At 65.4% G+C, this 13,709-nt stretch carries 2 protein-coding genes; both read left to right on the top strand.

The window, feature by feature from the left end:
- The first annotated feature begins 2 nt into the window (after nucleotides 1-2).
- Entirely contained in the window at nucleotides 3-3,074 is a 3,072-nt protein-coding gene (locus LXM55_RS21475; RefSeq protein ID WP_233322225.1) for a non-ribosomal peptide synthetase, read from the top strand.
- Nucleotides 3,074-13,636, top strand: coding sequence for a non-ribosomal peptide synthetase (locus LXM55_RS21470; protein WP_233322224.1), 10,563 nt, complete (start codon nucleotides 3,074-3,076; stop codon nucleotides 13,634-13,636). Before LXM55_RS21475 ends, LXM55_RS21470 begins: the two co-directional genes overlap by 1 nt.
- Nucleotides 13,637-13,709 lie beyond the last annotated feature (73 nt).

The following is a 13,709-nucleotide window of genomic DNA, read 5'->3' as shown; positions in this document are numbered from 1 at the left end:
GCATGACCGACTTTACCCAAGCAGAGACATTTCAGGTTTCGGCCCAGCAGGCCGCGATTCTTTCCCAGCAGCAGTACCTTGGCCACCCCCTGGCAGCCCAGGCGATCCTGTCTTTCGACGCGCCGCCCGAGCGTGCCGGGCTGGAAGCCGCTCTGAGCGAACTGTGCCTGCGCCACGAAATTCTGCGCACCACCTATCGGCAGGTGCCCGGGTTCAAGCAACCGGTGCAGGAAATCGTCCCGCAGGTACGCCTGCGCCTGTCGCTGGAGCCTGGGCGTAGCGTGCAACAGGCCCGCGTCGAGGATCGTCTGGCCCTGGCCGAAGTGCCCCTGGTGGCCTCGCTGCTGGATCGCCAGTTGCTGATCAGCGTGGCCTTGGCCAGTTGTGACCGGCACGCCCTGGCATTGCTGGTGAGCGAGCTGCAGCAGCTCTGTGCGGGGGTGCAGTTGCAACCTTTCGACAGCCTGCAGTACGCCGATTACGCCGCGTGGCAGGGCGAGTTGGGCGAGGAGGCGATCGGCCGCGAGGGCCTGCAGTTCTGGCGCACGCTGTATGCCGAACACCAGCCGGGCGTGCGGTTGCCCTTCGAGCGGCGCCTGGATTTTGCACCGCAGTTGCAGGAATGCCGCCTGGACACCGACCTGGCGCCGGCGTTGTGTCAGGTGGCCAGTGATGCCGGACTGAGCGTCGAGGAAACCCTGTTGTTCCTCTGGGCCGGCTTCCTTGCGGGGCTGAGCCAGCAGGACTCGCTGCTGGTTGCCTTGACCATCGACGGTCGCAGCGACCCGTTGCAGCAGACCCTGGGGCATTTCAGCCGGCGCCTGCCGGTGGCCGTTGCCCTGCAACCCCAAGGCACCTTGCAGGACAACCTGCAGGCGTTCCGTCATCAGTTGGACCTGAGCCGCTCCTGGCAGGATTGCCTGAACGAGTTGGAGGTGTTCGGCACCGAGCAACCACGCCCCCTGGGCCTGGGTTGCTCCTACACCGAGGGCGCCGAGGCGCAGGAGCTGTTCCTTGATCAAGCGTACTTCGAGAAGCTGCACCTGCAGGCCCGGGCCGATGCCGGCCAGCTGTCGCTGCAACTGAGCTGGCAACCCCATCTGCTGCCTGACGGCATGCCTGGTGCCTGGCTCGAGCAGTTTGCCCAATGGCTGAAAGCCGCCGCCGAGCAGGCCGGCCTGCCCCTCGAGCAACTGCCGCTGGTCAGCCACGATCAGGCGCAGCGCCTGTTGCGTGATTTCGATCGCAGCGCGGAGTTGAGCGCCGCTGATGCACCGCTGCTGCACCAGTTGTTCGAAGAGGCCGCCCGGGCCTTTCCCGAGCGCGCCGCCATTCATGTCGATGGCCGAGAAGTCACTTACGGCGAACTCGATCGCCAGGCCAATCAACTGGCCCACAGATTGCGCCAGCAAGGGGTGAACAGCGACGCCATCGTCGGGGTCTATGGCGCGCGTTCCATCGAGATCGTGGTGGCCCTGCTGGGCATTCTCAAGGCCGGTGGCGCCTACCTGCCACTGGATCCGGCGTATCCCAGCGAGCGCCTGTCGTTCATGCTCGAAGACGCTGCGGTACGCTGCCTGATCAGCCTGCAGCCCTTGCATCCGGACATTGTCCTGCCGGCCAACCTGCCCCAGATCACCCTGGATCCGCAGCTGTTGAGCGGCAATGCCCAAGCGCTGGAGAGCAACGGCAGCGCCGATAACCTGGCGTATGTCATCTACACCTCGGGCTCCACCGGCAAACCCAAGGGGGTGATGGTTTCCCACGCCAATGCCAGTACCTCGACCCTGGCTCGGGGCGCCTTCTACCAGGCGCCCCTGGAACGTTTCCTGATGCTGTCCTCGTTCTCCTTCGACAGCTCCGTGGCGGGGATCTTCTGGACCCTGAGCCAGGGCGCGACCCTGTACCTGCCCAGCGAAGAGCAGCACAAGGATCCGCAGCAGGTCGCCGAACTCATCAGCGCGCAACGGATTTCCCACTTCCTGGCCCTGCCGTCGTTCTACGCACAGATCCTCGAAGCCCTGCAGCAACCGCAACTGCGCTGCGTGATTGTGGCCGGCGAAGCCTGTCCGGTGGAGCTGGCCCTGCGGCACCGGGAGTTGCTGCCCGAAACCTTGCTGGTCAATGAATACGGCCCTTCGGAAAGTGCCGTCTGGTGCTCGGCCTTCGCCGTGGCGCAGGCGCCTGTGGATGAACGCGTGGCCATTGGTGGCGCCATCGCCGGTACGCGCCTGCGGGTGCTGGATGAAGAGGCCGGGCTGGCCGGTATCGGTCGCGAGGGCGAGCTGTTTATCGGCGGGCCGGGCCTGGCCCGTGGCTACCTCAAGCGTCCGGGGCTGACCGCCAGCCGTTTCCTCCCGGATCCGTTCGCCACCACTCCCGGCGCGCGCCTGTATCGCACCGGGGACCGAGTCAGCAGCTTGCCCCAGGGGGAGCTCGACTGTCTCGGACGGATTGACTTCCAACTGAAGATCCGTGGTTTCCGCATTGAGCTGGGTGAGATCGAGAGCCTGCTGGGGCAGGCGGCCAATGTGCGCGAAGCCGCTGTAGTGGCGCGTGACACGGCTGCCGGAAAACAGCTGGTGGCTTATGTGGTGCTGGCCCGGGCCGATGATCGCGAGGCCCAGGAACAGGCCCTGCTGGCCCAGCTGCGCGAGCAGTTGCCCGAGTACATGGTGCCGTCGTTCCTCAGTGTCCTGGAGCGTTTCCCCCTGACCCCCAACGGCAAGCTGGACCGCAATGCCCTGAGTGCCCTGGAGTTGCAAGGCAGCGCCTATGTGGCTCCGCGTAACGAGCTGGAGGCCACCCTGGCCGCCATCTGGCAGGAAGCGCTGCAACTGGAGCGGGTGGGTGTCCATGACAACTTCTTCGCCCTGGGTGGGCACTCGCTGCTGGCCACACGCATCCGTTCCAAGGTTCAGAGCGAGCTCAACCTGTCCTTGCCGCTGCGGGTGTTCTTTGAAGGCGAGACCGTGGAACTGCTGGCCCGTCAGGTCGAGCTGCATCGTGATTCCGGGGTGACAGGGGACAAGGTCGATGCCTTGGAAGCCTTGTTTGCGGAGGCCCAGGAGTGATGAATCCGTTACCCGAGCGCATGCTGGCGCTGTCCAAGCGGTTCGCCGCGTTCAGCCCCCAGGAGCGTAGCGCCTTGCAGCGCAAGATGATCGAGCAGGGGTTGTCCCTGGACCTGCTGCCGATCCCTGGGCGCAGCGAGGCCCAGACGCTGATGTGCGCGTCCTATGCACAGCAGCGCCTGTGGTTTCTCTGGCAGTTGGAGCCGACTTCCAGCGCCTATAACCAGTTGGCGGTGCTGCGCTTGCAGGGCGACCTGCAAGAGGCTGATCTGCAACGCAGCATCCAGTCCCTGATCGATCGCCATGAAGTGCTGCGCAGCACCTTCAGCCTGCACGGCCAGCAAGTGATGCAGGTGATGCATCCCCAGCGCGAGTTCCTCCTCCAGCGCCTGGATTTCAGCCACCTCGAGGATGCCGCCCAGCGTGTGGCAGAACAGGTGGCGGAGCAGGGCGAGCGCCCCTTCGACCTGGAGAGCGACCTGCTGTTGCGGGCGACCCTGATCAAGCTCGGCGCCCAGGAACATGTGTTGCTGTTCTGCACCCATCACATCATCAGCGACGCCTGGTCGCTGCCAATCCTGGTGGGCGAGGTGACCAGCGCCTACGAGCATTGGCGCCAGCACCAGAGCGCTCCCGACCTGGCGCCCTTGGCGGTGCAGTACGCCGACTTTGCCGTCTGGCAGCGCCTGTGGCTGGAAGCCGGCGAAGCCGAGCGGCAACTGCAGTACTGGCGCGACCGTCTGGGCACTGAGCCGCTGACCCTGGAACTGCCCCTGGACCGGCCACGGCCGCCCGTGCGCAGTGCCCGGGGCGGGCGCCACGCCATGGTCTTGGATCAGGACCTGGACCGTGGTTTGCGGGAACTGGCCGCAAGTACCGGCTGCACCCTGTTCATGGTGCTGCTGGCTTCGCTGCAGGCGCTGCTGCAGCGCTATAGCGGAGCCCGCAGCATTCGCGTGGGCACGCCGGTGGCCAACCGCACCCGGGCCGAAGTCGAGGGGCTGATCGGCTTTTTCGTCAACACCCAGGTGCTGCAGGCCGAGGTCGACCCGCAGCAGTCGTTCAGCGCCTTGCTGGCCCAGGTCAAGACCCGGGTACTGGAGGCCCAGGCGCATCAGGACCTGCCTTTCGAGCAATTGGTCGATGCCCTGCAGCCTGAGCGCAGCTTGAACCAGAGCCCTCTGTTCCAAGTGCTGTACAACCACCTGGCAGGGGACAACGACGGGGCGCGGGTGGAGATTCCCGGGCTGCGGATCGAAGCCCTGGCCAGCGACAGCGAATCCGTGCGTTTTGACCTGACGTTCAACACCCATGAAGAAGGCGGGCGCCTGCACGCGGCACTGGTCTACGCCAGCGATCTGTTCGACCCGCAGACCATCGAGCAGATGGCCGGGCATTGGCACAATCTGTTGCAGGCTGTGGTGCGCGAACCGCAGCGCCGCCTGGGCGAACTGCCCATGCTGGATGCTGAGCAACGTACACAGCTACTGGAACACTGGAACCTCGGGACGGCCTTCGAGCGTCCTGCGCTGTCGGTGCCGGCCTGTGTCGAGGCCCATGCGGCGCGGACCCCCGATGCGCCAGCCGTGGTCTGCGCCGGGCAGCAACTGACGTATCAACAGCTCAATGAGCAGGCCAACCGCCTGGCCCGTCAGCTGCGCGAGCGCGGAGTGGGGCCGGATGTGTTGGTGGGCATCGCCGCGCAACGCTCGATCGAGATGATCGTGGGCCTGCTGGCGGTGCTCAAGGCCGGCGGGGCCTACGTGCCTCTGGACCCCGAGTACCCTCAGGAGCGCCTCAACGGCATGATCGAGGACAGCGGCATTACCCAGTTGCTGGCCCAACAACAGCTGATCGCGCGCTTTTGCGATCTGCCCGGGCTGAGCATCGAGCCCCTCGAGGATTCGCCGGCGCGCCAGGCCCGCAGTGGCGACAACCTCGAACCCCTGACGGCGGCCGGGCACCTGGCGTATGTGATCTTCACCTCCGGCTCCACGGGGCGGGCCAAGGGGGTGACCATCAGCCACGGCGCCCTGGCCAACTATGTCGCGGCCATTCACCAGCGTCTGCCGCTGGCGTCGACCCGCAGCATGGCGCTGGTGTCCACGCCGGCCGCAGACCTCGGGCACACGGTACTGTTCGGTGCCCTGTGCGGCGGCCAGGCACTGCACGTGATCAGCGCCGATCTGGCGGTGGATGGGGCGGGCCTGGGCCAGTACCTGCAACAGCAGCAGATCGATGTACTGAAGATCGTTCCCTCGCACCTGGCTGCTCTGCTGGGTGAGGACAATGGTGCGGTGCTGCCACGCCAATGCCTGGTGCTGGGTGGCGAAGCCTGTCCGCTGAGCCTGGTGGAACGTATCCAGCGTCTGGCGCCGCAGTGTCGGATCGTCAACCACTACGGCCCTACCGAAAGCACCGTGGGCGCCTTGACCCAGGCCGTGGAAGGCGACTGGTCTCAGGCTGCGTCGATTCCCTTGGGGCGGCCGCTGGCCAATGTCCGCGCCTATGTGCTGGACAGCGAAGGCCAACCGGCGGCGATCGGCAGCCTGGGCGAACTGTATCTGGCCGGTGCCGGGCTGGCCCGTGATTACCATCGGCGCCCCGAGCTGACCGCAGCCAGCTTCATTCCCGATCCTTTCGACTCGCAGGGCGGCGCCCGGCTGTACCGCACCGGTGATCAGGTGCGCTACCGCCGCGACGGCAGCATCGAGTTCTGTGGACGTATCGACCAGCAGATCAAGATCCGTGGTTTCCGGGTCGAGCCGGGAGAAATCCAGGCCTGCCTGCACAGCCATCCCTGGGTTCGCGAGTGCGCGGTGTTGGCGCTGGATGGGCCCCAGGGCAAGCAACTGGTGGCTTATCTGGTGTGTCAGCCCGGGCTCGATCCGGAGCACTGCAAGGACGTCCTCAAGCAGCACATGAATGCGCACCTGTCGGCTCACCAGGTGCCCAGCCATCTGCTGTTGCTGCCGGCGCTCCCCCTTAGCCCCAACGGCAAACTCGATCGCCAGGCCCTGCCGCGCCCTGAACAGGGCCGCCCGCAGGACCTCTACCGTGCGCCACAGAACCCGGTGCAACAGGCACTGGTGGACATCTGGCAAGACGTCTTGAACCAGCCGCGGATAGGTATCAACGACAACTTCTTCGAACTGGGGGGCGACTCTATCATTGCCATCCAGATGGTCAGCCGGGCCCGTCAGGCAGGGTTGCAGATTTCCTCCAGGGACGTATTCCGTTGCCAGAGCATTCTGGAACTGGCGGCGGTGGCCAAGCAGGGCACGGCCTTGCGTATCGACCAGGGCCCGGTGCGTGGCCAGATGCCGCTGATGCCGATCCAGCAGGTGTTCTTCGCCAGCGACATCCCGCATCGCGAACACTGGAACCAGTCGCTGCTGTTGACGCCCCGTGAACCGTTGCAGGTGCAGTGGCTGGAGCGAGCCCTGAACCAACTGCTGGTGCAGCACGATGCATTGCGCCTCCGGTATCGACAGAGCGCCGGCGTGTGGCAGGCCGAACACCTGGATAATCCCGAGCCGGTCAGCCTCTGGCGGCGGCAGGTGGCGGGTGCCGCGCAGATCCAGGAACTGGGGCAACAGGCCCAGGGCAGTCTCGACCTGGAACATGGACCGTTGTTGCGAGCGGTGCTGATGGACCTGGACGATGGCAGTCAGCGTTTGTTGCTGGTCATCCATCACCTGGTGGTGGACGGCGTGTCCTGGCGGATTCTGCTGGAAGACCTGCAAAGCCTTTACCGCCAGTTGGCCGAAGGAGTCGCGCCGGTCTTGCCGCCCAAGACCAGTGCTTTCCGGGATTGGGCCGGGCATCTGCAAGGCTGGGCACTCAGCCTGGGGCACAGCGGTGAGCTCGCTTACTGGTGCCAGCAGTTGGAGCAGGCCCCTCGCGGCTTGCCCCTGGATTATCCCGCTGGGGCGAACCTGGCGTGCCATGGCGCGGCGATCAATGCCCGGCTGTCCCGGGAACAGACCACCCAACTGCTGCAGGAAGCCCCCAAGGCCTATCGCACGCAGATCAACGACCTGTTGCTGGCAGCGCTGGCGCGGGTGATCTGCCGTTGGACCGGGCATGCGCAGATGCTGGTGCAATTGGAAGGTCACGGGCGCGAGGAACTCTTCGCCGATGTCGACCTGTCGCGCTCGGTGGGCTGGTTCACCAGCCTCTATCCGCTGTGCCTGAGCCCTGCCGAGCAGCTCTCGGATTCGATCAAGGCGGTCAAGGAGGATTTGCGCCGGGTTCCGGCCAACGGTCTGGGTTACGGTGCCTTGCGTTACCTGGGCGAGGATGCCGTGCGCGAACGCTTGCAAGGCCTTGCCCAGCCGCGGATCACCTTCAACTACCTGGGGCAGTTCGACCAGAGTTTCGATCCGCAGTCGCTTTTCTCCCCAGCGGCGGAAGCGGCCGGCAACGAACGCCATTCCGAGGCGCCGCTGAGCAACTGGTTGACGGTCAACAGCCAGGTGTACGGGGGAGAACTGTCCCTGAGCTGGAGTTTCAGCCATCAGCTGTTCAAACCGCAGACGGTTCAGCGCCTGGCCGATGACTACCTTCTGGAACTGCAGGCGCTGATCGAGCATTGCACGCTGGACACCTCGGCGGGTGTTTCGCCATCGGACTTCCCCCTGGCCGGGTTGAACCAGGCTCAGCTGGATGCGCTGCCGGTGGCCGCGCGCACCATCGTCGACCTGTACCCCTTGTCGCCGATGCAGCAGGGCATGCTGTTCCACACCCTCTACGAGCAGGCCAGCGACGACTATGTCAATCAGGTCCGGGTGTCGGTCCAGGGCCTGGATGCGCAGCGCTTCCGCCGGGCCTGGGAGGATGCCCTGCAGGCCCACGACATTCTGCGTACCTCTTTTCATTGGCAAGCCGAGCTCGAGCAACCGGTGCAGATTGTCCAGCGTCAGCTGGAGTTGCCCTTCCGGGTGCTCGACTGGTCGGCCGGGCAGGCCAGCGAGCCGGCGTTGCAGGCGCTGGCCAGTGAAGAGCGCAGCCTGTGTGCGCATTTCGATCGCGCCCCGCTGTTGCGTCTGTGCCTGGTGCAGACCTCGGCACAGGAGTACCAGTTGATCTACACCAACCATCACATCCTGATGGATGGCTGGAGCAGCTCGCAGCTGATGAGCGAGGTCCTGCAACGCTACGCCGGGGTGGTGCCGCAACAGGCTCCGGGACGTTATCGCGACTACATCCAGTGGCTGCAACGCCAGGACCTGGATGCCTGTGAAGGTTTCTGGCGCGAGCAACTGGGGCGTTTGTCGACCCCAACCCGCCTGGCGGGCAGCATTGCCCTGGAAAACGCTGGCGCGGACACCGGCCATGGCGAGTTCCACCATGACTGGACGCAGCCGTGGACCGAACGCCTGGTGGCCTTTGCCCGGCAGCAGAAAATCACCGCCAATACCCTGTTGCAAGCGGCCTGGCTCCTGCTGCTGCAGCGCTACACCGGACAGAGCACCGTGGCCTTTGGCGCGACAGTGGCGGGGCGTCCTTCGGAACTGCCGGGGATCGAACAGCAGATCGGTCTGTTCATCAATACCTTGCCGGTGATCGCCACCCCCGATGCGCAGATGACTGTGGCCCAGTGGCTGCAACAGGTTCAGGCGCAGAACCTGCAACTGCGCGAATACGAACATACGCCGCTCAACGATATCCAGCGCTGGGCCGGCAGCAGCGGTGAAGCGCTGTTCGACACCCTGCTGGTATTCGACAACTACCCGGTGGCCCAGGCCCTGGAGCAGGAGGACGCTTCCAGCGTGCGTTTCGGTGCCGTGCAGAGTCGTGAACGCACCAACTATCCGTTGTCGGTGGCGGTGGCGCTGGAGCAGCGCCTGAGCATCAGCTACGGCTATGCCCGGGAGGCCTTCAGCGCGGCGGTGATCGAGCGCCTCAACGGTCATCTGCTGCACCTGCTGGCGCAGTTGATCGACAACCCTCAGGTGCAACTGGGCGCCATCGAGCTGCTGACCCCCGCCGAGACGGCGAGCCAATGCGTGGCGCCCGTCGCGCCGGGAATCGAGCCGGCGGTGCACGAGCGCATCGCTGCCCTCGCACAACGCTGGCCGGAACGCCAGGCGGTGCTGTTTGCCGGGCAGCGCTTCACCTACGGTGAACTGGACCAGCGGGCCAACCGCCTGGCCCATGAACTGGTGGCCCGCGGGGTCGGCCAGGAGGTCCGGGTCGGCGTGGCCTTGCCACGGGGCGAGGGGCTGCTGGTGGCCTTGCTGGCGGTACTCAAGGCGGGCGGCGCGTTCGTTCCGCTGGACCTGAGCTACCCCGCCGACCGCCTGGCCTACCTCATGGCGGATTCCGGCATGGCCCTGTTGCTCAGTGACACCGAGTCGTTGCAGCGCCTGCCTTCGGCCGCCGGCCTGGCGGTGCTCGATCTGTCGTGCCTGGAGGTCGGCCAGCATCCGCTCACCGCGCCTGCGGTGACGGTGGCGCCAGAGAGCCTGGCGTATGTGATCTACACCTCCGGTTCCACCGGCCAGCCCAAGGGCGTGACCGTGGCCCATGGTCCGCTGGCGATGCACTGTCGCACCACCGGCGAACGCTATGGCATGACCCCCGAGGATTGTGAATTGCACTTCCTCTCATTCTCCTTCGACGGCGCCCATGAACGCTGGCTGACCACCTTTGTCTGCGGCGGCAGCCTGCTGCTGCGTGACGACAGCCTGTGGACCCCGGAGCAGACCTGTGAAGCGATTCGCAGCCATGGCGTGACCATGGCCGGTTTCCCGCCGGCGTACCTGCATCAGTTGGCGGAACATGTGCAGCGGGTCGGCAATCCGCCGCCCATGCGTCTCTACAGCTTTGGCGGCGATGCCATGCCTCAGGCCAGCTTCGAGCTGGTCCAGCAGGTGTTGCGTCCCCAGTACATGATCAACGGCTACGGGCCCACCGAAACCGTGGTCACGCCGCTGGTGTGGAAAACCGCTGCCGGTGAGCCTTGCAAGGCTGCTTATGCGCCCATCGGCCATTGCGTCGGCGAGCGCAGTGCCTATGTCCTGGATGCCGATCTCAATCCCTTGCCAGTCGGGGTCGCCGGGGAGTTGTACATCGGCGGCAATGGCTTGGCGCGAGGTTATCTGAATCGTTTTGCGCAGACCGCCGAGCGCTTTGTTCCCGACCCCTACAGCCCCTTGGGGGGACGCCTGTATCGCACCGGGGATGTGGTGCGCCAGGGCAGTGACGGGGTGTTCGAGTACCTGGGGCGTATCGACAATCAGGTGAAGATCCGCGGATTCCGCATCGAACTGGGTGAAATCGAAGCGCGGTTGATGGCCCATGAGCAGGTCAGCGAGGCGGTGGTTCTGGCCCAGGACACCGCCCATGGCCGGCGTCTGGTGGCTTATCTGGTGACGGCCGCGACAACGCCTGAGGACGAACAAGACCGGGAAAGGCTGCGTGAAGCCTTGCGCCAGACGCTGAAGGCGTGCCTGCCCGACTACATGGTGCCGTCCTACTGGCTGTTCCTCGAACGCCTGCCGCTGTCGCCCAATGGCAAGCTGGATCGCAAGGCGCTGCCCATGCCGGAAATGGCCCAGGCCAGCCATGCCTATGTGGCGCCGCGCAGCGATCTGGAGAAGCGCCTTGCACTCATCTGGCAGGACGTGCTGAAGCTGGCGCAGGTCGGTCTGACCGACAACTTCTTCGAGCTGGGCGGGGATTCGATCATCTCCTTGCAACTGGTCAGTCGTGCTCGCCAGGCCTCGATCCGCTTTACACCCAAGGACCTCTTCGAGCAACAGACCATCCAGGGGCTGGCGGCGGTGGCGCAGTGCGGGGTACAGGACGACATCGACCAGGGACCGGTGAGCGGCGACATGCCGCTGCTGCCGATCCAGCGCCTGTTCTTTGCCGAGCCGATTCCCCAGCGGCACCATTTCAACCAGTCGGTGCTGCTGATTCCGGCCACGCCATTGAACCCGGCTGCCCTGGAGCAAGGGCTGCGGGCCCTGTTCGAGCATCACGACGGCCTGCGCCTGCAGTTCCAGCAGGGGAGTACAGGCTGGAGTGCCAGCCATGGCTCGCTGGATCCGGCCGGGCCCGGTCCGGACCTGCTGTGGCAGGCCGGCGCCGCCGACGCTGTCGAACTGGAGCAGCTCTGCGAGAAGGTCCAGTGCAGCCTCGAGCTGCAGCGCGGGCCTTTGTTGCGGGCGCTGCTGGTGACCCTGGCGGACTCGACCCAGCGCTTGTTGCTGGTGGCTCACCACCTGGTGGTGGATGGGGTGTCCTGGCGCCTGTTGTTCGAGGACCTGCAACGCGCCTACACCCAGGCGCTGGCCGGGCAAGCGGTGCAGTTGCCTGCCAAGAGCAGTTCTTATCAGGCCTTTGGCCGACGCCTGCAAGCGTATGCCCGTGGCCCGGAGGCCCGGGCCGAGCTGGCCTACTGGCGCGCGCAACTTGCGGGCGCACAGGCATCGTTGCCAGGGGTCGAGCCCGGCACCCTGGCCTTGAGCCGCGACGCTGGCAGTGTGCAGGTCCAGCTCGATGCCGCGACCACGCAACGGTTGCTGCAGCGTGCTCCGGCCGCCTACCGGACCCAGGTCAACGACTTGTTGCTGGCGGCTCTGGCCCAGGTCATGGGGCAGTGGACCGGACAGTCCTCGACCCTGATCCAGCTGGAAGGGCACGGGCGTGAGCAGCTCTTCGAGGACCTGGACCTGAGCCGCACCGTGGGCTGGTTCACCTCGGTGTTCCCGGTGCGCCTGAGCGCCGCGGACAGCGCCGAGTCTTCGATCAAGCGGGTCAAGGAACAGCTGCGGGCAATTCCCAACAAGGGGATCGGCTACGGTGCCCTGCGTTACCTGGGCGATACCGCCAGCCGCGAGGCGTTGCAGGGGCTCGCGCAACCTCGTGTCACCTTCAACTACCTGGGCCAGTTCGACGGCAGTTTCGATGATCCTCAGGCGCTGTTCATTCCGGCGCCGGAGGCCCATGGCGCGGATGCCAGTATCGATGCGCCCCTGGGCAACTGGCTGTCCATCAGCGGCAAGGTGTACGACGGTCAATTGCGCCTGGACTGGAGCTTCAGTCAGCGCATGTTCGACACTGCGCAGATCGAGTCGCTGGCCCGGGACTATGTCCAGGCGCTGCAGGCCCTGGTGGAGCATTGCTGCCAGGCCCGCGGCGGCGTCACACCGTCGGACTTCCCGCTGGCGCGGCTGACCCAGGAACAGCTCGATGCCTTGATGCTGATGCCGGCGCAAATCGAGGACATCTACCCTCTGGCGCCCATGCAGCAGGCCTTGTTGCAGCATGAGTTGCAGGACCATGAGCAGGGCGATTTCGTCAACCAGATGTGCATGGATGTGCAAGGTGTCGACCCGCTGCGACTGCGTCAGGCCTGGCAGCAGGCAGTGGACACCCATGAAATCCTGCGCAGCCGTTTTGTCTGGGGCGAGCCTCTGGCGCAGCCGCTGCAGGTGGTTCACAAGCAGGTCGAGGTGCCGTTTCAGGTGCTTGATGGCATGGCGCTGAGCAGTGATGAACTGGAGCGTCTGGCCCTGGCCGAACGACTCAAGGGCTTCGACCTGGCCCAGGCGCCGATGCTGCGCCTGCAAGCGATCAAGCTGGGCGAGGGACGCTACCGGCTGATCTGTACCAACCATCACATCCTGTTGGATGGCTGGAGCGGCTTCCAGTTGTTCAATGATGTGCTGGCGGCCTACACCGGGCATGCCATCAATCACCGGCCGGCTGGCTACCATGACTACATTGCCTGGCTGCAGGCCCGTGATCATCAGGCGGACGAGCGCTTCTGGCGTGAACAGCTCGAACCCCTGGAGGTGCCGACCTTGCTCAGTGCTTGCGCGATTGCCCAGGGGGACCCGCAGCGCGGCGGACATCGTCAGCACTACTTCCACTTCGATGAGGCCCAGACCGAGCAGTTGACCCGTTTCGCCCGGCAACAGAAGGTTACCGCCAATACTCTGGTGCAGGCGGCCTGGCTATTGCTCCTGCACCTGCATTGCGGTCAGTCCACGGTGGCCTGCGGCGCCACCATCGCCGGGCGCCCGCCCCAGCTCAAGGGCATCGAGCAGCAATTGGGTCTGTACATCAACGACGTGCCCCTGGTGGCCAGTGTCGAGCCAGAGCAGAGCGTGGGTGACTGGCTGCAGGCGCTGCAAGGACGCAACTTGCTGATGCGTGAGCATGGCTACAGTGCCTTGAGCGATATCGAACGCTGGGCCGGGTTGCCGGGCGGGGAGTTGAGCGACACGGTCATCGTGTTCGAGAACTATCCGGTCAGTGCGGCGTCGGCGGGTGGGGATGTCGGTGATTTGCGCCTGGAGAGCATGCACAGCTTCGAGCAGACCAGTTCGGCGCTGACCTTGTATGTCGAGCTCAAGGGGCAGTTGCAGTTCCACTATGACCATCGTCTCAATGCCTTCAGCGAGGCGGCGGTGCAGGCCTTGAACCTGCAGCTGGTACGGTTGCTCTGGCTGTTGGCCGATGGTTCGTCCTCGCGTTTGCTGGCGCAGTTGCTGGCGCAGAAAGCCGGAGGCCGGTCCCCGCGGGAAGTATGGATTGGGGCATAGAGGCAGGAGGTTGTGGTGACAGGCGGGAGAACAGGTGACTGTTCTCCCGTTTTTTTGGGGGGAGACGTATCCG

Source organism: Pseudomonas sp. Au-Pse12 (genome assembly GCF_021341665.1).
Taxonomy (GTDB): domain Bacteria; phylum Pseudomonadota; class Gammaproteobacteria; order Pseudomonadales; family Pseudomonadaceae; genus Aquipseudomonas.
This window is presented reverse-complemented; position numbering and strand designations above follow the sequence as displayed.